This window comes from Natrarchaeobius halalkaliphilus (assembly GCF_003841485.1).
GTDB lineage: Archaea > Halobacteriota > Halobacteria > Halobacteriales > Natrialbaceae > Natrarchaeobius > Natrarchaeobius halalkaliphilus.
The window spans coordinates 88,354-108,700 of the sequence record NZ_REFY01000006.1 but is presented as its reverse complement, the minus strand read 5'-3'; the positions used below and the strand labels follow the sequence as shown (position 1 = coordinate 108,700).

The following is a 20,347-nucleotide window of genomic DNA, read 5'->3' as shown; positions in this document are numbered from 1 at the left end:
CGAGGAGACGACCGTGGCACTGACGACGCTCGCACTGATCGGATTCGCCTTCAGTCTCGACTTGCTGATCGGAGAGCCCCGGACTGCACTCCATCCGGTCGCGTGGTTCGGTCGTCTCGTGGATGCCGTCGATCGGGAGTGGGCGGACACCGATCGCGGGCAACGACTCATCGGTGTCGCCATCGCCGCAGTGTTGCCGCTCGTTCCGGCGGCGGTCGCCGCCGGAGCCGTCCTCGCCGCGTCGCGCTGGATCGCACTTTTGGGGGCGGTCGTCGCCGGCGTCGTGCTCTTTTTGACGACCAGTCTGCGATCGCTTCTCGAGCTGACCGAGGAGGTCGTCACGGCTACGGGGGACGACCTCGAGACGGCCCACGAGCGAATTCGCGGACTCGTAGGACGGGAGACGTCGACGCTCTCGCCGGCGGAGGTGCGAAGTGGGGCACTCGAGAGTGCGGCCGAAAACCTCTCCGATGGACTGATCGCGACCATGTTACCTTTCGCCGTGCTCGCACCGATCTCACTCCCTCTCGCAGCGGGCGCAGCAGCGTGGATAAAAGGCGTCAACACGCTGGATTCGATGCTCGGGTATCCGTCGAAACCGATCGGGACCGCGAGCGCCCGTCTCGATGATCTCGTGATGTGGATTCCGGCTCGGGTGACGGCGGCTTCGATCGCTGGTGCCGCCGCGAACCCGACGGCGCTCCGTTGTGCGCGAACGTGGGCTCGAGAACCGGCGTCGCCAAACTCCGGCTGGCCCATGGCCACGCTCGCGTGCGTGCTCTCGGTTCGGCTGTCGAAACGCGGCGAGTACGTGCTGAACCCGGATGCCGATCTGCCGTCGGTTTCGGACGGGGACAGGGCGGTCACGCTCGTCGGCATGGCGGCAGCCGTCTCGGTCCTGATCGCCGCCGTCCTGTCGGTCGGCGTTGCGACGGTGGGGACGCCACCAGCCACAGCCGTGGTCACTAGCGCGAGCGAGGTCCTGATCCGAACGATCGCGGCCGGACTCGAGAGAGCAGTTGTCACGAACTGGCCGGTGGTGGGTGAGCGATGATCGGACGCCTGATCGGTGCCGTCCGCGGCGCGTTCGGGTTTCTGACGCGACTTCCGGTAGCCCACCGAGACGGTGACTGGGACGCGTTCCGGTCGACCCCACTGGCGTTTCCGATCGTCGGTCTCGTCGCGGGTGCGATCGCTTCGATTCCGCTGTTCGGTACCGAGGTATTACCGCCGACGGCGGTGGCGTTCGGATACGTGCTCGCGGTCTATGCGGTTACGGGAGTTCACCATCTCGACGGCGTCGCGGATCTCGGTGACGCGCTCGTGGTCCACGGGGACCGCGAGCGTCGGCGAGAGGTCCTAACGGATACGACGACCGGCGTCGGCGCGTTGCTCGCGGTAACCATCGTCGTCGTCGGGCTCGCCCTCGGCGGTCTCGGGCTGGCCGGGCTCCCGGTACTCATCGCGGTCGGTATCGTGATCGGAGCCGAGGTCGGAACGAAGCTCGCGATGGCGGTCGTGGCCTGTTTCGGGACGGCGAGCTACGAGGGAATGGGGAGGCAGATCACCGAAGCGTCGACGCCCGGTGGATTCGTCGTTCCCGCGGGGATCGTCATCCCGGCGGCAGCGCTGGCCTGGCCCCATCCGGGAACGGTCGCCCTGTGCGGGGCGCTCGCCGGCGTTGCTCTCCCCTGGTACTGGGCGCGCCGATTCCTCGGCGGAATCAGCGGCGACGTGTTCGGCGCAGCCAACGAGATCGGACGCGTCGCCGGCGTCCACGCGGGGGTGATCGCGTGGACGCTATTGTGATGTGTGGGGGATCGGGAACTCGCCTCGAGAGCCAGCGCGAAAAGCCGTTGCATCCGATCGGTGGCGTTCCGATGGTCGACCGCGTCGCGACCGCACTCGAGGCGAGTCGCATAGAGACGATCTACGCGGCGGTCTCTCCGAACGCACCCGAGACGCGGGCACACTTAGAACGCAGTAGTCGTCTCGAGACGATCGAGACCGACGGCGACGGCTACGTCCCGGACCTGCTGTCGGTCCTCGACGGAGGGGAACTGAGGACACCGGTGCTTACGGTCGCCGCGGATCTCCCGTTGCTCGAGGCCGCGGCCGTCGATCGCGTCCTCGCGACCCACGGCGATGTGAATCGGTCGCGGACCGTCTGCGTTCCGGCGGCGCTCAAACGCCGCCTCGGCGCGAGCGTCGAGTCTCGACTCGACTCGAACGACCACCTCGCACCGACCGGACTCAATGTGGTCGGCACAACTGATGAGACAGAAGACATGATCGACGTACGTTACACGTACCGACTCGCGGTCAACGTGAATCGACTCCAAGACAGCCGACTCGCAAAAGCGCTCGTCGACCGCTCCGAATCGGTCGATCGAGGGAGGATCGACTGATGCGGGTCGTCCTTCCCGCAGGAACGACCGAAACCGCGCTGATCGACGGTATCAGCGCCGCCGGAGCCGCTCCGGATCTGATGGCGCACACCCCGTCGGCGGACGTCGAAATCCTCGCCTACGGCGAGCCGACGGCCGCACCCGTGACGCCGGTGAGTCCGACGGGCTGTCCGACGCCCGCGGCGGTGACGCGTGCCGTCCGGGAGGTGATCGGCTTCGATCTGTCGGTCGTCGACGCGGGACTCGCCCGCTCGACAACCGCACCGACGGTCGATCTGGGGGCCACGCCCGGTGACGATATTCGGGCGTCAGTCGCCGTCCCGGACGCGTCGACGATCTTCGATCGCGCGTACGGCTTCGGCTCGAGTCTTCCCGACGACGAAATCCTCCTCGGAGAGACCGTTCCCGGCGGGACGACGACGGCACTCGGCGTTCTCACGGCGCTCGGAGAGCCGATGAGCGTGTCGTCGTCGCTTCCCGAGAATCCGATCGAACGAAAGCGCCGCGTCGTCGAGGAGGGACTCGACGCAAGCGATCTCGAGGCGGGCAGCTGTGACGGAAATCCTATGGCGGCGATCCGTGCCGTGGGTGATCCCGTCCAGGCCGTCGTCGCCGGTATCGCGGCGGGCGCGCTCGAATCGGGGACCGACGTCACGCTCGGTGGGGGAACCCAGATGGTCGCCGTGGCCGCGTTACTCCGTCACGCCGGCGTGGACGGTCCGCTCTCGATCGCGACGACGTCGTTCGTCGCTGCCGGGCAAGGCACGGAACTCCTCACGACGTGCGAGCGCTTCGACTGCGAACTCGTCGTGACGGACCCGGGTTTCGACGGACGAGATCACGTCGCGATGAGTCGCTACTGTGCCGGCGAGGCGAAAGAGGGCGTCGCGATGGGTGGAGTCCTCTCGCTCGTCGACGACGGGGGGATGGCGGCGGTACGGGCGCAGTTCGCGGCCGTGTGTGACCGTCTCGGAATCGACTCGAACGCGGATGAGAGCATCGACTCGAGCGAGTCGAGTGACGACCGTGGATCCTGACTGCGTCCGAACCGTCGAGCGAGTCCCCCACGGCGGGGAGCCGGATCGGGACGTCCTCGACTTCTCGGCGAACACGAATCCACACACGCCGCCGGGGGTCGAGGCGGTCTATGAGAACGCACTCGCGGAGTCCACTCGGTACCCCGACGACGCGTATCCAGAGTTTCGGGCCGCCGCGGCCGAGTTCGTCGGCTGCGATCCGGCGTCCGTGATACCCACCGCTGGCGGGCTGGCCGCGATCAGACTGGCGATGGCGATCACGCTCGGGCCGGGTGAAGAGGCGCTGGTTCCGTATCCGAGCTTCGGGGAATACGCTCGCGAACTCCGATTACAGGGCGGGAAACCGCGGTTAGTCAGGTACGACGAGCTATGCGATCTCGAGCCCGCCGTCCTCGAATCGGTCTCGTTCGCGGTCGTCTGTCGGCCGAACAACCCGACCGGTGACGCGGTCGGTCTCGACGAGCTGGCGGCGTTCGCCACTCGCTGTCGCGAGGCGGAAACGACCCTGCTCGTCGACGAGGCGTTTCTCGGGTTTACCGAGTTTCCATCGGCGGTCGAACTCGAGACCGAGAACGTGATCGTCGCCCGCTCGCTGACGAAACTGTTCGGGTTACCAGGGCTGCGGGCCGGCTTCGCCGTCGCGACCGGCGAGGATCGGGACGCACTCGAGACCGGAAGACGGGCCTGGTCGCTCGGAACCCCGGCCGCACGGGTCGGTTCCTACTGTCTCCGTCAGGACGAGTTCGTCGCTGAGACACGAACACGCGTTCGACAGGAACGCGAGCGACTTCGTGACGCGCTCGAGGAACGGTTCAGCGTCCACCCGTCCGACGCTCCCTACCTGCTGTGTACGCTCGAGGAGGGAAACCAGGACGTCTCGAGCCTCGTCGCCTCGGCGCGCGAGAAGGGCGTCGCCGTCCGCGACGCGACGACGTTTCGGGGACTGGACGCACACATCCGCGTCGCCGTCAAGGATCGCGACGCGAACGACCGGTTGCTTGCCTCTCTCGGTGTTGGGGAGACGAATACCGATGGTGACGGCCGTGACTGAGGCGGACCCGCCGTACGAGGCGACTCGGCGCGACGGGGTCCTTTGCGTTCGTGACCAGGAAACGGAGTGGCTCTCGAGCGGCTGGAACGGGGGCCGAACGACGGCCGACTGCGCGTACAACGTCTCGGTTCCGGAGGGGTGGAACCGGACCGATCTCGAGGCGTACATCACCGACCGTCTCGAACGTGCGCGGTTCGCCGGAGAGAGCGACCCTGTCGGGAACCAGCCAGCGCCGGTTCGAGCTCCCGTTCTTCTCACCGGCGTCGACATAGAGCACGCTCGTGGGGCGCGATGTGGGTCCGTGACCGCCTACGCAACCGCCGGGATCTCGAACCCCGCTGCGTTGCCGATGGAGCCGACCAGTGAAGCCGGTCTCGAGGACGTCGTGAGTCAACCGGGAGAGACACGAACAGAGGGACCAGAATCCCCGGGAACCGTCAACCTGATCGTCGGGACGACGCGAGCGCTCGCTCCCGGTGCTCTGACGAACGCGCTCGCGGTCGCCGCGGAAGCGAAGGCCACGACGTTACTGGCCGAAACAGGTTTTCCGGGAACGACGACGGACGCGATCGTCGTCGGTCACGATCCCCGCGGCCGGCGAGCGGCGTTTTCGGGGAGTGCAACCCCGGTCGGTGCGGCGACTCGAGCCTGCATTAGAGAGGCGCTTCGGGCCTCGCTTCGGTCCCGGTACGGCGACTCCGATGCGTCGGTTCCCAACACGGTCACGGATGCGGCCGACGGCGTCTCGACCGACGTCGAGGCCCGAGTGTTTCGACCCCCGCGTGAGTCATCCACTCGCGATCGAACGGCTGATACGGGCTCCTGAAAGTCGTTTCCGGACAACCGTAAGACGGCCGCGGTTGTACGGTAAATCGTTACAGCGGACCGTATGACTCGAGAGCGCCGGCGAGCGTGACAGTTAATCCGCGTCGTCTCCAATTGCTGAGCAATGACTGCGGACGATCCGTCGGTAATTCGGTCGCTCGCGATTTCGACGACGGATATCGTCGACGCCTACGCATACACCCAGGAAAATCCCGGAACGGCCGTCATCCGAGTGACGCCGCCGTTCCACGGTCGAATGCGGGCGAGAATTCACGTCTACCGGATCGACGACGTCGAACACACCGATGCCATCCACGTGTCGCCGGCCGACCTCATCGAAGACGATGTCGTCGATTCCTATCCCGGTTACGAGGACGAACTCGCACGTGAGGGGGAAGGAACGAGTCCGCCGAAATCGGGTGGGTTTGGCAACCGTCGAGCCGCGGCGGTTGACGGATGGCGAGCGCGAGCGCGGGATGCGATCGTGGACACGGTTTCGCTCGGGGAGGACGACGCTCGCCACGGCGTGGTCGTGAAAGCCCTCGAGTGACCGACGAGTACACCGGGATCAGGTCGTCAGTGAGATCGGACTGTCGGTGGAGTCGCATCGTCAGTGAATCAACGGTGGCGGTCGCCCTCACGAATCGTGAGCGGTCGGGCGACGAGGCGGAGAATTCCCACGCTGTACATCGTCTCTGCTCCACTTTCACTTTCACTTTGGACGGATCGGATTGACGTACCCTCCGGTCAATCGACACGTATGGCACTGATCGTCGACCGGACTGCTGAACGCGACTGCAGCACCGAATCGAAACCGACCCTCGAGGACGAGTCCCAGCGAGAGCGAATCGACGTCACCGATCTTCGCGCCGCGGGCATCGAGGAGTTCGTTCGCTCGAGCGTCGAGACCGATGCCGTCTCCCTCGAAAACCGAGGGGCGAGAACGTATCTCGTCCTGGAAGAGTGATCGGTCGGCGGGCGGAGTCTTCCGTCCCGTGACGTTCCGTCTCCGGTGACAGTCAGAGGCGACAGTACGAGGGTTGAAGATGCTGACTCCCCCTCTCACTACCGGGGTGATTGCCTTGCGCGACCACAACCGTGTTGTGGCCGTGTGTGAACGCTGCAATTCGGCATACGCAGCGAAAGAGCTCATGAGTGGAAGCGTTCGGCCCATCGGAACGGCCACCTGTTCCTGTGGATCCGACGCCTTCCGTGCACTCAGGTGAACAGTCCGATTGCCAACCGATTCGGCCACCCCTTTCCTGTGACGAGACACTGCCGGAACTCTAACGGAAACAGCGAGAGCTCCACGGACCCCCCGACCCGTGGTCGTTCACGGCAACCCCACCGTGGTACGAGATCACGAATGACGACCGTCGTCTTTCCGTCAGACACAGTGTCTAACCCCCTTTCATCTGCCGTTTTCACTTTCACTCCGCAGGGATTGGTTTTATATGTACGGCGTTCCCCTCTACAGTCGCACGTCACACGCCGTGCATCCCTGTATTCCCTGTCGTGCTGCACCTTCGCAGCACATCTCTTTCGATCGTCCCGACAGCGTCGCCGTTCCGTCCGGTACGCTATTACGATACGGGTGGACTAGTCGTAGATATGCTCGATCGATCGGACGTTCTCGAGGCGCGCGAACGGGTTCGAGAAACCGCCAGACACACGCCACTCGAGTACTCCTACACCTACTCAGCGATGACGGGTGCCGACGTCCACCTCAAACTCGAGACGTTCCAGCGGACGGGTGCGTTCAAGATCCGCGGTGCGACCAACCGAATCGCGACGCTCTCTGCCGACCAGAAAGCAGCGGGCGTCGTGACCGCGAGTGCGGGCAACCACGCACAGGGCGTTGCGCTCGCCGCCACTCGCGTCGGCGTGGATTCGAAGATCGTGATGCCAGAACACGCTCCGATCTCGAAAGTCAAAGCGACCCGGAACTACGGGGCCGAAGTAGTTCTGGCGGGGGCCGACTACGACGAAGCTGCGGAGCGCGCCCACGAGATCGAACGCAAGGAGAATCGAACCTACGTTCACGCCTTCGACGACGAGACGGTGATGGCCGGTCAGGGAACGATCGGACTCGAGATCGCAGAGGACTGTCCGGACGTCGAGACCGTGGTCGTTCCGATCGGCGGCGGCGGCCTCATCAGCGGAATCGCGGCCGCGATCAAGGGCGACAACCCGGACGCCCGCGTGATCGGCGTTCAGGCGTCGGGTGCCGCAAGCGCCGCTCGATCGCTCGAAAAAGGTGAACGCGTCTCGCTCGAGGGCGTCGACACGATCGCAGACGGGATCGCGACGCGGCGAATCGGTGAGCGGACGTTCGCCCACATTCGAGAGTACGTCGACGAGGTCGTCACCGTCTCGGATCCCGAGATCGCCGTCGCGACGGTCTACCTGCTCGAGCGCTCGAAGACGCTCGTCGAGGGCGCGGGTGCGGTCCCCCTCGCTGCACTACTGTTCGAGAAATTCGAGTACGAGACGGACGAGACGATCGTCCCCGTTCTCTCGGGCGGAAACATCGATCTCAATACGCTGACGAACGTCATCGTTCGCGGCCTCGTCGAGACCGGGCGGTATCTGAAGATTCGAACCGTTCTCACGGATCAACCAGGTTCCCTCGAGCGGCTGCTCGAGATCTTCACCGTCCACCGAGCAAACATATACGCCATCTACCACGACCGCACCTCGCGAGACGTCGAAATGAGCGATACGGAAGTCGAGATCGAACTCGAGATGCGCGGTCCGGATCACGTCGAGGAGTTTCTGTCCGACCTCCGGGAGGCGGGATACGAGGTGGACGTCCTCGTCTGAGAGGAGGTGTGGACCGAGTGACGACGTTGCATGCGGATCGCTGTACCGAGTTGCCGGCACAACCGCGGACGGGTTGCGGTTCCAACTGACTGACGGCAGATCGTCTCACATCGTCGTGACAGCAAACCGTATCACAACGCCGTCGAACGTCAACCGTTTTTAGGAACCGGCACCGTCGTTGAACCGAACGGATGAATCCCCGCCTCAAATCGGCCCTGCTGTGGGGCGCCGTCGGCTTCATGGCGTTTCTGGTCCTCGTTCAGGGCTACGCGCTGATCGTCGAACCGCTCGTGACGATCGTACACGGGACGATCCTCGCAGTCGCCGTCGCGATCGCAACGACCGCCAGCGCATACGCCCTCGAACACCGGATCGCCGCGTGGTCGGCTCGGCGAGCGGTGGATGAGACCGAGACACACGGCGACGACGGTAAAAGTAAGAGTTAAACGACGGACGTGGCTATGCTCACTCGAGCCAGGATGGCCGAACGGTAAGGCGCACGCCTGGAAAGCGTGTTCCCTTTGGGATTCTGGGTTCAAATCCCAGTCCTGGCGTATTTTGCCACGAGCAAACTCTCGAGTGGCACATCCCTAACGAGTGGGATTTGAAGCCCTGGCAGTCGCAGCTCCGGAACGGCCGACGAAGTGAGACCGCAGGCCCGGCCATCTGCCTACGGGTTCAAATCCCAGCCCTGGCGTTTCTGTGACGTTACTGGCCTTCCTGAACCTCGTAGATTTCGTCGGCGGTGAGTCCGTGTGACTCGCTGTGTACCTTCTCACCCGCTTCTTTGTCGGGAGCCTCGAAGAGACAAAAGACGGCCCCGGCGTCCTCGTCCCACCAGTATCGTTCGTACTCGACGCCGTACTCGCCCTGGATCTCGACGTCCATCTCGTGAGCATCCATCGCGGCCTGTGCGTCCATTCCTTCGACGTTTCTGTGTACGTCCATGAACAGTGGCATAGCGTGTTGTGATAGCACACCACGGGAGATGAGTCTTTTTTACGATAAACAATCCAGTTGGTTCGGTATCAACGTGTATCGAACTCACACTGCTCGGGGAAGTCGCGAGATATAGATAGTTCCGGTCGAAGAGACGAGCGTGAGAAGACGACGACTCTGGCTCGGTGCGGCGTGTTGTTTCGTCGCCGGCGACGCGATGGCGCTCCAGTCCCGCGGAGCGTTGCTCTCGAGTTTCGAGGGAACGTTCGGCGTCTCGGAATCGCTGCTCGGGCTGGTGGCACCGGCCGGAACTGTCGGTTTCGTCGTGGCGATCCTGGCGGTCGGGATGCTCGCGGGTCGTCTCGACGTCCGCCACGTCCTCGTCTTCGGTGCCGTGGCAATGGCGATCTCGCTGTTTGCGATCTCCGTCGCCCCGGCGTACTCGCTGTTCCTGTTTGCACTGCTCGTTCAGGGGTCCGCGGCCGGCGTATTCCGGGCGATGGATCGACCACTGCTGAGTCACCTCTACCCCGACCGACGCGGACGGATCTTTGTTCTGTACGCGCTCGCGTGGGCCGTGGGGGCGGTCGTCGGTCCGGTGCTGGCGAGCGCCGTGTTACTCGTCGCAGACTGGCGGGCAGTGTACGTCATCCTCGCAGTCAGCATCGTCCCCGTGGTCGTTCTGGTCCTCTCGCTCGAGGTACCATCGTGGAACGAGCAACCGCTCGAGCGCGACGCCATCGGTCCACTACTCTCGAGTTCCGGGGTTCGGACCACGCTGCTGGCGCTTGCACTGGCCGGGGGAATCGAGGGAACGGTTTTCACCTGGCTCCCCTACTACGCGGGGACGTTCCTCGATCGAACGACGGCAAACCTTGCGCTGTCCGCGTTCTTGCTCGCGTACATCCCCGGCCGTTACGCCTACGCGAAACTCGTGGACTCGATTTCGTATCTCCGCCTCTCGCTCGTGACGACGGGGCTATCGATTCCAGCGTTCGCCATCGCACTCGGCTGGCCGAGCGTTGGAATGCTCGTGGCAGTCTTCTGTGCCGGGGCCTTCATCTCGTCGCTGTTTCCCCTGTTGTCGGCTTACGGCGTCGACATCGTTCCGGAGTACAGCGGTCCGATGAGCGCGCTTACGACCGGGGCAACCTACGCCGGAACCGCGTTCGTTCCGGTCGTGGTCGGGATCGCAGCCGAACTGACGAGCATTCGGATCGCGATGTGGATCCCCATCGGGCTGACGGTCGTTCTCTTTGGTCTCATCTGGTCGATGCCCGCTCGAGCCGAGGTGAGCGAGGCCGGGACCGCGTGACCCGCCGTCGAAACGCAACGGGCTCGCCGCGACCTAAACACGGAAGGCGGTTGGATTGAAACGGGCCACCTATGCGATCGATCGGTGGACTGTCTCGAGACGAATACCTCTTTGGCGTGCTCATCGCATCGGTGCACGCTGGCCAGCACGTTCTGTTCCGGCTGTTTCCGCCCCTCATCCCGATTCTCGTCGTCGATCTCGACTCGCCGCTCTGGCAACTCGGTCTGCTCGTAAGCGTGTCGATGTTCGCGGGCGGGATCTTTCAGGCACCGATGGGAATCCTTTCGGACCGATTGGATCGACTGTATCTGCTCGCACCGGCGTTCGTCGCGATGAGTTTCGGCTACCTCATATTCGTACTCGCGCCGGGTATCGGTCCGATGATCCCCGAAATCTCTGTCGGTGGACACGTCTTCGACGGAGCGTACCAGATCATGGCACTCGGTATGTTCGTCGTCGGCATCGGCTACAGCGCTATTCACCCCGTCGGGTACCCATTGATCTCGGCGAACGTCGCGACCGAGAACAAAGGAAAAGTGCTTGGAATGTGGGGCAGCGCCTCCAAAGTCGGTGATGCGGTCGCACCGTTTCTCATCGGCGCGTTCATCGTCGTTCTCCCCTGGGAGTGGATCCTCGTCGGCGTCAGTCTGTTCGGATTCGCCTACGCCTTCGGGCTGGTCTTCGCCTTCAAGTCGGGCCCGTACGAGACGCGGCCGCCGGAGACCGACGACGACAGGTCCTCGAGTTCGTCGCAAACAGCGGAAACGGACCGTCGACAGTTCTGGTTTCCGATGGCCGCGGTGGTCCTCAGCTTCTTTTTCATCCTGTTCGCCGGCAACGGGCTCATCACCTACGCGCCGGTGTTCGTCTCCGACGTGTACGGGTTCTCCGTTTCGATGGCGGGCTACACGTTCGAGCCAGCGTCCGTCGCGAACTTCTACTTCGGCGTCCTGTTGATGAGTGGAGCGATCTCGCAGCTCGTTCTGGGCGGGCTGGCAGACGCGTACGACTACCGGGCGGTTCTCATCTCCTTACTCGGTGTCTCTGCCGTCGCGCTCGTGGTGTTAGCGACGATCGATCTCACGCCCGTGCTCTTGCTGGTCGTCTTCGTCGTCATCGGTGCGACGCAGTTCGGATTGAATCCGGCCCGAGACGCCCTGATAAGTGAGATCACGCCGGCCGAGTACGAAGGCCGAACGTTCGGGTATATCTGGACGCTCGCCCTCGTCGGGAGTTCCATCTATCCCGTCGTCGTCGGATACGTGGCTGATACGTCCGGACTCCGGGCGAGCTTTGCAACGCTAGCGATCGGTGCAGTCGGTGGACTCGTTTGCATCGCGTTACTCTACAGCCCTCGCGTCTATCAGGAGCGTACACCCGCGAAGAGGCGGTCCTGACCGATTTCGAGTCGCGCTCGAGGTCTCTACTGGAGGCGCTCGAGAAGTATATATAATATAGGACTAGCCAACCGGAAGGGATAGACGTGACCGTGTCAATAATACACATGGACAACGTAAGACCGAGCCGTCATCATGCGATTCTTCCTCTCGGTTACGATCCATCGTCGTCACGGATTCCTCGAGCATCCGGTACATTTATATAGAAGCACAATCATAGAATCGTCTGATTATGAGTCAACGAATGCAGCAAGGCCAGCCGATGATCGTAATGAGCGAGGACTCCCAGCGCGTCAAGGACAAGGACGCCCAGGACTACAACATCTCGGCGGCACGAGCCGTCGCAGAGGCCGTCCGCTCGACGCTCGGACCGAAAGGAATGGACAAGATGCTCGTCGACTCGATGGGGTCGGTGACGATCACCAACGACGGCGTCACCATCCTCCAGGAGATGGATATCGACAACCCGACGGCCGAGATGATCATCGAGGTCGCAGAAACACAAGAGGACGAAGCGGGTGACGGTACCACGACGGCGGTCGCCATCGCCGGTGAACTCCTCAAAAACGCCGAGGATCTCCTCGAGCAGGATATTCATCCGACGGCGATCATCAAGGGCTTCCACCTGGCTGGCGAGCAGGCCCGCACTGAAATCGACGATATCGCGACCGAAGTCGACACCACCGACGAAGAACTCCTTCGATCCGTTGCCGAGACCTCGATGACCGGCAAAGGTGCGGAGGTCAACAAAGAGCACCTCTCACAGCTCATCGTCGACGCCGTCCGATCGGTCACCGTCGAGGACGAAGGCGGCAGCAACGTCGTCGACCTCGAGTTCATGAACATCGAGAGCCAGACCGGTCGTAGCGTCGGAGAATCCGACCTGCTCGAAGGCGGTATCGTGGACAAAGACCCGGTCCACGACAACATGCCGACGAACGCCGAAGACGCGGATATCCTGTTGTTGAACAACCCCATCGAAGTCGAAGAGACGGACATCGACACCGAAGTCTCCGTCACCGATCCCGGTCAGCTCCAGCAGTTCCTGGACCGCGAAGAACAGCAGCTCAAAGAGCAGGTCGAACAGATCGTCGATCTCGGTGCCGACGTCGTCTTCTGCCAGAAGGGCATCGACGACCTCGCACAGCACTACCTCGCAAAGGAGGGTATCCTCGCCGTGCGCCGTGCAAAAAAGAGCGACCTCGAGTTCCTCAAAGAAGTCGTCGGCGCGAACATCGTTTCGGACCTCGCGAACGCGAGCGAGGACGACCTCGGCTTCGGAGACATCACCCGCGACGAGGAAGACGAATTGTTCTACGTCGAAGGCGACGACGCCCACGGCGTCACCCTCTTGCTTCGTGGCTCGACCGATCACGTCGTCGACGAACTCGAGCGCGGAATTAACGACGCGCTCGACGTCGTTGCACAGACCGTCTCCGACGGTCGCGTCCTCGCGGGCGGCGGTGCGATCGAGGTCGAACTCGCCTCGCGCCTTCGCGACTACGCCGACTCGGTCTCCGGACGCGAACAGCTGGCAGTCGAGGCCTTTGCGGACTCGCTCGAACTCGTTCCGCGCGTGCTCGCGGAGAACGCCGGACTCGACTCCATCGACACGCTCGTCGACCTCCGTGCGGCCCACGACGACGGCGAGGTCCGTGCCGGTCTGAACGTCTTCTCGAACAGCGTCGAGGACACGTTCGAAGCCGGCGTCGTCGAACCAGCACACGCCAAAGAACAGGCCGTTACCTCCGCAAGCGAGGCAGCGAACCTGGTCCTCAAGATCGACGACATCATCTCCGCCGGCGATCTCTCGACGGACAAGGGCGACGACGAAGAAGGCGGTGCCCCCGGCGGCGGCATGGGTGGCATGGGCGGCGGCATGGGCGGCATGATGTGACGTCGGAACGCTGACTCACGCTCTCGAGAAGCGCCCGAACCGTTCGCCGACCGCGTTCGTTTTCGACGGCAGGTGGTATATCCGTCTCGACGGTGTACGTCCAGCATGGCCTACCGAACGACGCTTGGCTGGTCGCTGTTTACCTCGGGTCTCGTCACGCTCGTCCTCATCGTCCTCCCCGGCGACTCGCTGTGGTGGGGGCTTCTGTTGCTCGCGCTCGGAATCGGCGTGCTGTACGTCCGCTAGGAACGGACAGGCGTGACCGAGGCGGTCGCTCGTGGTCCTCCGTGTCGAAAAATCGCTCGAGCGCCAGCGTTCAGTCGTCGTCGACGTCGACGTCGAGTGTGAACTGTTCGTTCTCGGAGACGGCGTTCAACACGACGCTCGTGTTCGAGGCTTTGATGTCCGGGTCGGTGAGGAGCGCCTTGATCTGGTCGTTCATTCCATCGGTGTCCCTGAACTTCCCGATCGCGATGACGTCGTAGTCGCCGGTGACCTCGTAGACGCTGATCATCTGCCGGTGGTCGCGGAGCGTGTCGGTGATCTCCGGGAGCGCGTTTCCTTCGACCTGAAGCTGAATCACGGCGGTGACGTCGTATCCGACCGCATCGTAATCGATTCGGGGCGTGTACCCCTCGATTACCCCTTCTTCCTCGAGATCCGACAGGTGGTTCGAGACTGTCGTCACGGAGACGTCGAGTTCTTCTGCGAGACTTCGGAGACTCGCGCGGCCGTCCCCGAGAAGTGCATTCACTAGTTTTGCATCGAGATTTTCGTACGTCATCAGGTGTACCCACTCACTCACCCCTTTAGAAATTTACGAATATACAGTTCCAACTCGAAGAGAGAAGATTTGCTCGGAACAGTAGGGTTTTAGTAGCGGAGATTCTTGGATAGGACGACAAGAAAGATGACAAGCGGAAACCTTACCGAAGCCGAACAGGCAGTACTCGATGAGATCGAAGAACACGACGTCGACTTCCTTCGACTGCAGTTCACCGACATTCTCGGAACGGTCAAAAACGTCTCCGTTCCGGCCCGCCAGGCCGAGAAAGCCTTCCGCGAAGGGATCTACTTCGACGGGTCCTCGATCGAAGGATTCGTACGTATTCAAGAATCCGACATGCGACTGGTTCCCGATCCGGACACGTTCGCGATCCTCCCGTGGCGTCAGAAAGAAGACAGTGCGGCGGGCCGCATGATCTGTGACGTCTACAACACGTCGACGGGCGAGCCCTTCGAGGGTGACCCACGCCGCGTTCTCAAGAACGCCCTCGACCGTGCCGACGAGATGGGCTACACCGTCAACGCCGCTCCCGAGCCCGAGTTCTTCCTCTTCGAGGAGGACGAGGACGGTCGAGCGACCACGAAAACCGGGGACCACGGGGGCTACTTCGACCTCGCACCGAAGGACCTCGCCTCCGACGTCCGCCGGGACATCATCTACGGGCTCGAGGAGATGGGCTTCGAGATCGAAGCGAGCCACCACGAGGTCGCGCGCGGCCAGCACGAAATCAACTTCGAGTACGACAACGCGCTTACGACCGCCGACAACGTCGCGACGTTCCGAACGGTCGTCCGCGCCATCGCGGCACAGCACGACCTCCACGCGACGTTCATGCCCAAACCGATTCCGAAGATCAACGGCTCGGGCATGCACACGCACCTCTCGCTGTTCACCGAGGACGGCGAAAACGCCTTCCACGACGAGAACGACGAGTTCGATCTGTCCGACACGGCGCACTCGTTCCTCGCCGGTATCCTCGAACACGCACCGGCGATCACCGCCGTCGCGGATCCGACGGTCAACAGCTACAAGCGACTCGTCCCCGGCTACGAAGCGCCGGTTTACGTCGCCTGGTCCGATCGCAACCGCTCGGCACTGATCCGCAAACCGGCCGCACGCGTCCCGGCTGCCTCGCGTATCGAAGCGCGATTCCCCGATCCGTCGTGCAACCCGTATCTGGCGCTGGCGGCCCTCATCCACGCCGGTCTCGAAGGGATCGATCAGGACCTCGAGTGTCCGGATCCGGTTCGAGAGAACATTTACGAGTTCGACGAGGCCAAACGCGAGGAGTACGGCATCGAGACGCTCCCGTCGAACCTCGGTGAAGCCGTCGACGCACTCGAGGAGGACGAGGTCATCTACGAGGCGCTTGGCGAACACGTCGCGCCCAAGTTCGTCGAGGCGAAATCCAAGGAGTTCGAGGAGTACCTCATCGACGTCTCCGAGTGGGAACTCGATCGGTACCTCGAGACGTTCTAACGGGGTCGCCTCGAGCGCCGCTCATAGTTTTCGATCGTCGTTTGTAACGGTCCGACCGTCGAGTTGACCGCGACGCGACACAGACCGGACTCAGGAGCGGCGGTTACCGACGAAATCGCGGATTCGGCCGGGAACATCGAGGACCGAAAGGCCAGCGCCGAACAACACCATCAGCACGTAGACGCCGAGCGTCGACGTCCAGACGACGAACATCGCGAGGATCGCCCAGATCCCCTCGAGGAAGTAAAACGCCGCGATCGCCATCGCGGTTCCGTACAGCAAGACGACGTAGGGGCCCCAGTCGCGGACGTGGCCGCGTCGGATTCGACGGCGGACGTACCGTTTGAGCTCGCCCTCGAGGGACTCTTTCTCGACGGTGCGTCGTTCGACGTTGTCCTCGAAGGAGTCGATGCGGTCACGGAGCCGTTCGATCTCCTCCCGAAGTGCCTCGGGGTCGTCCGATCGATCACGCGTCCGGGCACTCGAGTGGGTCGCCGTCCGATCGCGCGCGTCAGAACGATCCTGCGTGGTCTCATCGTCGGCACCCGTAGCGTCGTCGGTCATCGCTTCTAGTGGAACCTGTCGCGCGCCGGGACTTTGTAGCTGCCGATCCACTTCACGGCCGGCGAGGGTGGCATTGAGTACCGCCCCGAAGACGAGAATAATCGCGCCCGCATACAGCCAGATCAGGACGAGAAAGACGGCACCGAGCGCACCGTAGACGGCGTAGCCGGTCGCGAACTCCGTATACAGGGAAAACGCGCGACTCAGAACGAACCAGCCGGTGGCGGCGAGGATCGTCCCCGGTATCGCCTCGCGGAGATCGACGTCGGCGTCGGGAAAGACGACGTACAGCGGAAGAAACGTCGCGACCAGACCCAACAGGACGAGGATCGGACCGAGCGGCCCGAGTTCGACGACCGGAAGAAATCGGATGACGACCTCGACGACGGCGATGATCGCGAGGCCGGCGGAGATGACGAGAAAGACGATCATCGCGTCCCAGAACGTGTCGAGCAGTGATTTCGACGTCGAAGTTCCGTACACCTGCGAGAACGCTCGATCGATCCCCCGAAGGACGCGACTCGAGCCCCAGAGCAAACCGAGTGCGCCGAGGACCGTTGCGCTCTGGCGACCGGTGTCGTCGAGGACCGTTTCCGCGAGTAACTCCTGGGCGGACGGAGTGAGTACGTCGCTCGCTGCCGTCGTGAGCTGATTCGCGAGCGTCTCGCCGCCGATGGAGGCCGCGATTCCGAGCCCGAGGAGCATGAGTGGGACGAGCGAGATGAAGCCATAGAAGGCGACGCCGGCCGACAGCAGTGTCAGCTGTTCGGTGCGCGCGACTCGAACGACTCGCGTTACGAGCTCGAGACCCTGCCTGTGATCGACCACGGGAGCCTAGACGCGAGCGACGATCAAATAGCGGATGGATGATTCTCACGCGAGACCGTCTTCGGTCGCGTCACGGATCTGTCCGACGTTCGCGTCAGTTTTGAACGTCGTCCCGCCGTAGTGGGCTCGCGACGCCGAATAGCCCGCCTCGCGGAGATCCGCGAGGAAGTCGTCCATCGCGTTCGCGGGAAGCCCCCAGTTGCGACAGAGCTTGTGCTGGTCGTAATGCGTCGGCTCGTCGAGCTCAGCCTCGAGCGTCTCACAGAGGTTCCTGGCGTTCTCCGCGGTTCCGAACGCGTCGGGAACGCGCTCTCGAACTGCGGCGACGAACTCGCGGTCGCGAACGGATCCGAGCCAGACGGGGCCCGCCGTCAGCATTCGGTTTCCGTCGCAGTGTGGACAGCCCTCGAGTGGGTCCGCGATCAGTCCGAACGCGGTCTCTCGGTACGTACAGTCTTCACAGTGTGAGATGTACCCCAGCTCCTCGAGTGCCGCGTCGGCCGCGGTGGGCTTGTGCTCGAGCTCGAGATAGGTCCGGACGTAGTGACTGGTCGCGTGGGTGAGTATCGGATCGACGCCGACGTCGAAGCGGGCTCCGCTACGGGCGAGCGCCGAGAGGAGGATCCGAACGCCCATCTCGGCGTGGTAGTCGGTGTTCCTCGGCACCGCCGAGTACGATCGGACGCCGCTGTTGAAGTGTGCGCCACACAGCGGCGCGGTGTCGGTCGCGGTCACACAGACCAGATCGCGACAGTTCCCGAAGGCGGCATCAGCGAACGGCATCGGCGTTCCGTACGGATCGAGATCGATCACGTCGAACGTCGAATCGTGCATGAGAGCGTTGACGTTTCGGTGTTCGATCGCGGCGTCGACGTCGTTTCGCTCGAGGTTTGCTCGAGCGAGATCGATCGCGTCCTCCTCGACGTCACAGCAGGTCACGTTCCAGCCGTCGGCGCCCGCCCGAACGCCGCGGACGCCACTGGCCGTCATCGCGTCGAGATAGGTCTCGGCGCGGTCCTCGCGTTCGCGGTAGGCCCGCAGCGTGGCGATCGTCAGATCCCGGTTCAACTCCTGGCGGGGGTTGTAGAACACCGACTCCTCGACGCCCTCGGTCTGCTCGCCGGGAACCGCGAGTTCGACTCCGCCCTCGGTGACGCGCATACACCGTCTCGTCGGTAGCGGGCGAAAAGCCGTGTGATCTCGAGCGACGATGAGGACGGTCATCGAGCGACATCCCCGACAACCAAACGGATTTTACAGTTCGGCGCACAGTCACGGACGTGTCGGACGTAAATCCCGTCGAGCGCTGGCAGGCCGAACTCGAGGAGGCGGGCGAGTTAACCCCCGAGATCGTCGAGCGGATCTCGAACCTCCACGGCGACCGTGGGGTCCGCGCCATCGAGGCCGTCAGCGAAAACCGGGTGAAAGCCTACCGGGATTTCACGATCGTCGTCGGCTACGACGACGAGTACATCGTCGAGGACGGCAACTGTACGTGCAAGGACAGCGAGTACAATCTCGATCCCGAGGAACCGACCGATCTCTGCTGGCACGCTCTCGCGGTGGCGATCGCTCGCCGCGTGGGGCACGTGGATTATCACGACATGTGGTACTCGGACGTACGCGAACTGTTGTGATCGACCGACTCAGGTGAGCCAGATCGCGACGATCGTGAATAGAAGGAAGCCGACCATCGTTCCCACGACGACCGTCGCTACCTGGCGCATCGACGGCTCCGTCTCCTCGGGAAGACCGTTCCGCAGCCGCTGGATCCCGAACGCGACGAATCCGATCCCTGCCGCGGCCGTCAAAAGCGCATAGAAAGAGAGCAGCGAGTCCTGTGCGAGCCCCGAGACGATCATGTAGAGCCCGAGACAGACGAAGCCGACGCTCTGCAGTTGCCACCACTCGAGCGTCCGTCCCGCGACCGTCACCCGCTCTCGCAGTCCGGCGACGAGAAACGCGAGCCCGCCGAGAACCATCGCGAGTCCGCCGGCCAGCATCGCCGCGACCGTCCCCGACAGCGGCTCGGCGGCGAGTACCTCGAAGCTGATCCAGAGCGACCACGCGAAGACGAGGAGGAACACCGCGCCGACGACGAGGCTGACTCGCCGCTGTTGCTGTACTGACATACCGGCACAGAGTTCGGCCGCCGTAATAAACGTCGGGACCGCGCCAAACGATCAGCCTGGCCCCCCAGACCCAGCAGATCGTATCAGGCGTCCGCGCACATATCGACGAAGTTTTGCAGGATCCGCAGTCCCGTTTCGCCGCTCTTTTCGGGGTGAAACTGGGTTCCAAAGACGGTTCCGTCGTCGTTCGCAACGATCGATGGGAACTCGCGTTCGTAGTCCGTCGTCGCGACCGTCGCACCGTCCTCGTCGGGAACCGCGTAATAGGAGTGGACGAAATAGGCGTACTTCCCGTCGACGCCGTCGACGAGCGGATGCTCGCGCTCGACCGTCAGCTCGTTCCAGCCCATGTGCGGGACCTTCTGGCCCTCGGCGAAGCGAACGTTGGTTCCCGGAACGAGACCGAGCCCCTGAACGGCCGATTCACCGTCGGTTTCGCCCTCCTCGCTGGTCGTCAGAAGCATCTGCATCCCCAGACAGATGCCGAACAGCGGCGTGTCGGTTTCGGTCACCGCGAGGAGTTCGTCCCGGATCGGATCGGCGTTCTCGACGCCCTCACGGAACGCGCCGACGCCGGGGAGGACGACGCCGTCGGCCGCAGCGAACGCGTCCGGATCGGCGGTGATCTCGACGTCGGCACCCGCACGCTCCAGGCCGCGAGTGACGCTTCGCAAGTTCCCGAGCCCGTAGTCGACGACGACCACGGCGGCGCGGGCGTTCTCGGTGTCGGAGGTGACGGTGCTCATACCGGTACTCGGGACGGCGCGTTCAAGTGCGTTACTTTTCGGGTGAACGTCACACCCGCTTTCGCTCGCCCTCCAGCGATCGTCGACCGACGAAGGTTCAAGGCGTAGACCACGAACGT

The 20,347-nt window shown here is 63.4% G+C and carries 22 protein-coding genes and 1 tRNA gene; 17 read left to right on the top strand and 6 right to left on the bottom strand.

The window, feature by feature from the left end:
• Positions 1 to 13: 13 nt before the first annotated feature.
• The 11 genes from cbiB to EA462_RS14975 all read left to right on the top strand — a co-directional run bounded on the left by cbiB (position 14) and on the right by EA462_RS14975 (position 8,698).
• Positions 14 to 1,054 carry an adenosylcobinamide-phosphate synthase CbiB gene (gene cbiB / locus EA462_RS15025; protein WP_124179402.1) on the top strand — a complete coding sequence of 347 codons (1,041 nt, stop codon included), beginning with the start codon at positions 14 to 16 and terminating at the stop codon, positions 1,052 to 1,054.
• Positions 1,051 to 1,809 (top strand): adenosylcobinamide-GDP ribazoletransferase, encoded by a 759-nt coding sequence (gene cobS / locus EA462_RS15020; RefSeq protein ID WP_124179401.1) that lies wholly within the window; start codon positions 1,051 to 1,053, stop codon positions 1,807 to 1,809. Before cbiB ends, cobS begins: the two co-directional genes overlap by 4 nt.
• Complete coding sequence (locus EA462_RS15015) at positions 1,809 to 2,408, top strand: NTP transferase domain-containing protein (protein WP_124179400.1); 600 nt, start codon at positions 1,809 to 1,811, stop codon at positions 2,406 to 2,408. Before cobS ends, EA462_RS15015 begins: the two co-directional genes overlap by 1 nt.
• Complete coding sequence (cobT, locus tag EA462_RS15010; RefSeq protein WP_124179399.1) at positions 2,408 to 3,445, top strand: nicotinate mononucleotide-dependent phosphoribosyltransferase CobT; 1,038 nt, start codon at positions 2,408 to 2,410, stop codon at positions 3,443 to 3,445. Before EA462_RS15015 ends, cobT begins: the two co-directional genes overlap by 1 nt.
• Complete coding sequence (locus EA462_RS15005) at positions 3,435 to 4,496, top strand: threonine-phosphate decarboxylase (RefSeq protein WP_207891679.1); 1,062 nt, start codon at positions 3,435 to 3,437, stop codon at positions 4,494 to 4,496. Before cobT ends, EA462_RS15005 begins: the two co-directional genes overlap by 11 nt.
• Positions 4,477 to 5,322: an adenosylcobinamide amidohydrolase gene (locus tag EA462_RS15000; protein WP_207891678.1), complete on the top strand. Its 846-nt coding sequence runs from the start codon at positions 4,477 to 4,479 to the stop codon at positions 5,320 to 5,322. The genes EA462_RS15005 and EA462_RS15000 overlap by 20 nt, the downstream gene beginning before the upstream one ends.
• Positions 5,323 to 5,445: 123 nt before the next feature.
• Positions 5,446 to 5,871: a hypothetical protein gene (locus EA462_RS14995; protein ID WP_124179396.1), complete on the top strand. Its 426-nt coding sequence runs from the start codon at positions 5,446 to 5,448 to the stop codon at positions 5,869 to 5,871.
• A gap of 210 nt (positions 5,872 to 6,081) precedes the next feature.
• A complete protein-coding gene (locus EA462_RS14990) occupies positions 6,082 to 6,288 on the top strand; it encodes a hypothetical protein (RefSeq protein WP_124179395.1) in 207 nt (68 codons plus the stop codon).
• A 644-nt stretch (positions 6,289 to 6,932) separates the two neighbouring features.
• Positions 6,933 to 8,144, top strand: coding sequence for a threonine ammonia-lyase (ilvA, locus tag EA462_RS14985; protein ID WP_124179394.1), 1,212 nt, complete (start codon positions 6,933 to 6,935; stop codon positions 8,142 to 8,144).
• Positions 8,145 to 8,335: 191 nt separating this feature from the next.
• Entirely contained in the window at positions 8,336 to 8,590 is a 255-nt protein-coding gene (locus EA462_RS14980) for a hypothetical protein (protein WP_124179393.1), read from the top strand.
• Positions 8,591 to 8,617: 27 nt separating this feature from the next.
• Positions 8,618 to 8,698 (top strand) — tRNA-Ser (locus EA462_RS14975).
• Between the two features lie 154 nt (positions 8,699 to 8,852).
• On the opposite strand, the gene EA462_RS14970 is transcribed toward EA462_RS14975, so the two are convergent.
• A complete protein-coding gene (locus tag EA462_RS14970; RefSeq protein ID WP_124179392.1) occupies positions 8,853 to 9,104 on the bottom strand; it encodes a DUF4242 domain-containing protein in 252 nt (83 codons plus the stop codon).
• 139 nt (positions 9,105 to 9,243) lie between these two features.
• On the opposite strand from EA462_RS14970, the gene EA462_RS14965 reads away from it, so the two are divergent.
• From EA462_RS14965 to EA462_RS17390, 4 genes are all read left to right on the top strand, one after another.
• A complete protein-coding gene (locus tag EA462_RS14965) occupies positions 9,244 to 10,398 on the top strand; it encodes an MFS transporter (RefSeq protein ID WP_207891677.1) in 1,155 nt (384 codons plus the stop codon).
• Between the two features lie 71 nt (positions 10,399 to 10,469).
• A complete protein-coding gene (locus EA462_RS14960) occupies positions 10,470 to 11,795 on the top strand; it encodes an MFS transporter (RefSeq protein WP_124179391.1) in 1,326 nt (441 codons plus the stop codon).
• A 232-nt stretch (positions 11,796 to 12,027) separates the two neighbouring features.
• Positions 12,028 to 13,692 (top strand): thermosome subunit beta, encoded by a 1,665-nt coding sequence (gene thsB, locus EA462_RS14955; protein ID WP_124179390.1) that lies wholly within the window; start codon positions 12,028 to 12,030, stop codon positions 13,690 to 13,692.
• 105 nt (positions 13,693 to 13,797) lie between these two features.
• Positions 13,798 to 13,938, top strand: coding sequence for a hypothetical protein (locus EA462_RS17390; protein WP_165872100.1), 141 nt, complete (start codon positions 13,798 to 13,800; stop codon positions 13,936 to 13,938).
• Between the two features lie 70 nt (positions 13,939 to 14,008).
• Here EA462_RS17390 and lrp read toward each other — a convergent pair whose 3' ends face one another.
• On the bottom strand, positions 14,009 to 14,476 hold the full coding sequence (gene lrp, locus EA462_RS14950) for an HTH-type transcriptional regulator Lrp (protein WP_124179389.1): 468 nt from the start codon (positions 14,474 to 14,476) through the stop codon (positions 14,009 to 14,011).
• A 126-nt stretch (positions 14,477 to 14,602) separates the two neighbouring features.
• On the opposite strand from lrp, the gene glnA reads away from it, so the two are divergent.
• On the top strand, positions 14,603 to 15,958 hold the full coding sequence (gene glnA / locus EA462_RS14945) for a type I glutamate--ammonia ligase (RefSeq protein ID WP_124179388.1): 1,356 nt from the start codon (positions 14,603 to 14,605) through the stop codon (positions 15,956 to 15,958).
• Between the two features lie 90 nt (positions 15,959 to 16,048).
• On the opposite strand, the gene EA462_RS14940 is transcribed toward glnA, so the two are convergent.
• Together EA462_RS14940 and EA462_RS14935 are read right to left on the bottom strand one after the other, a co-directional pair.
• Positions 16,049 to 17,350 (bottom strand): YihY/virulence factor BrkB family protein, encoded by a 1,302-nt coding sequence (locus tag EA462_RS14940; RefSeq protein ID WP_124179387.1) that lies wholly within the window; start codon positions 17,348 to 17,350, stop codon positions 16,049 to 16,051.
• A gap of 45 nt (positions 17,351 to 17,395) precedes the next feature.
• Positions 17,396 to 18,511 (bottom strand): tRNA (guanine(26)-N(2))-dimethyltransferase, encoded by a 1,116-nt coding sequence (locus EA462_RS14935; RefSeq protein WP_124179386.1) that lies wholly within the window; start codon positions 18,509 to 18,511, stop codon positions 17,396 to 17,398.
• Positions 18,512 to 18,630: 119 nt separating this feature from the next.
• Here EA462_RS14935 and EA462_RS14930 point away from each other — a divergent pair, with 119 nt between their 5' ends.
• A complete protein-coding gene (locus EA462_RS14930) occupies positions 18,631 to 18,987 on the top strand; it encodes an SWIM zinc finger family protein (protein ID WP_124179385.1) in 357 nt (118 codons plus the stop codon).
• Between the two features lie 9 nt (positions 18,988 to 18,996).
• Here the strand turns inward: EA462_RS14930 and EA462_RS14925 are convergent, their stop codons facing one another.
• Both EA462_RS14925 and hisH read right to left on the bottom strand, forming a co-directional pair.
• A complete protein-coding gene (locus EA462_RS14925) occupies positions 18,997 to 19,482 on the bottom strand; it encodes a hypothetical protein (RefSeq protein WP_124179384.1) in 486 nt (161 codons plus the stop codon).
• An 83-nt stretch (positions 19,483 to 19,565) separates the two neighbouring features.
• Positions 19,566 to 20,228: an imidazole glycerol phosphate synthase subunit HisH gene (hisH, locus tag EA462_RS14920; protein WP_124179383.1), complete on the bottom strand. Its 663-nt coding sequence runs from the start codon at positions 20,226 to 20,228 to the stop codon at positions 19,566 to 19,568.
• Between the last annotated feature and the right edge of the window lie 119 nt (positions 20,229 to 20,347).

Excerpts from the sequence above, each read along its gene's own strand:
- ilvA (WP_124179394.1), top strand. The coding sequence starts at position 6,933 with ATGCTCGATCGATCGGACGTTCTCGAGGCGCGCGAACGGGTTCGAGAA.
- hisH (WP_124179383.1), bottom strand. The coding sequence starts at position 20,228 with ATGAGCACCGTCACCTCCGACACCGAGAACGCCCGCGCCGCCGTGGTC.
- EA462_RS14980 (WP_124179393.1), top strand. The coding sequence starts at position 8,336 with ATGAATCCCCGCCTCAAATCGGCCCTGCTGTGGGGCGCCGTCGGCTTC.
- cobT (WP_124179399.1), top strand. The coding sequence starts at position 2,408 with ATGCGGGTCGTCCTTCCCGCAGGAACGACCGAAACCGCGCTGATCGAC.
- glnA (WP_124179388.1), top strand. The coding sequence starts at position 14,603 with ATGACAAGCGGAAACCTTACCGAAGCCGAACAGGCAGTACTCGATGAG.
- EA462_RS14960 (WP_124179391.1), top strand. The coding sequence starts at position 10,470 with ATGCGATCGATCGGTGGACTGTCTCGAGACGAATACCTCTTTGGCGTG.
- EA462_RS14935 (WP_124179386.1), bottom strand. The coding sequence starts at position 18,511 with ATGCGCGTCACCGAGGGCGGAGTCGAACTCGCGGTTCCCGGCGAGCAG.
- cobS (WP_124179401.1), top strand. The coding sequence starts at position 1,051 with ATGATCGGACGCCTGATCGGTGCCGTCCGCGGCGCGTTCGGGTTTCTG.
- EA462_RS14970 (WP_124179392.1), bottom strand. The coding sequence starts at position 9,104 with ATGCCACTGTTCATGGACGTACACAGAAACGTCGAAGGAATGGACGCA.
- EA462_RS15015 (WP_124179400.1), top strand. The coding sequence starts at position 1,809 with ATGTGTGGGGGATCGGGAACTCGCCTCGAGAGCCAGCGCGAAAAGCCG.
- EA462_RS15000 (WP_207891678.1), top strand. The coding sequence starts at position 4,477 with ATGGTGACGGCCGTGACTGAGGCGGACCCGCCGTACGAGGCGACTCGG.
- EA462_RS14995 (WP_124179396.1), top strand. The coding sequence starts at position 5,446 with ATGACTGCGGACGATCCGTCGGTAATTCGGTCGCTCGCGATTTCGACG.
- EA462_RS17390 (WP_165872100.1), top strand. The coding sequence starts at position 13,798 with ATGGCCTACCGAACGACGCTTGGCTGGTCGCTGTTTACCTCGGGTCTC.
- thsB (WP_124179390.1), top strand. The coding sequence starts at position 12,028 with ATGAGTCAACGAATGCAGCAAGGCCAGCCGATGATCGTAATGAGCGAG.
- lrp (WP_124179389.1), bottom strand. The coding sequence starts at position 14,476 with ATGACGTACGAAAATCTCGATGCAAAACTAGTGAATGCACTTCTCGGG.
- EA462_RS14990 (WP_124179395.1), top strand. The coding sequence starts at position 6,082 with ATGGCACTGATCGTCGACCGGACTGCTGAACGCGACTGCAGCACCGAA.
- EA462_RS14925 (WP_124179384.1), bottom strand. The coding sequence starts at position 19,482 with ATGTCAGTACAGCAACAGCGGCGAGTCAGCCTCGTCGTCGGCGCGGTG.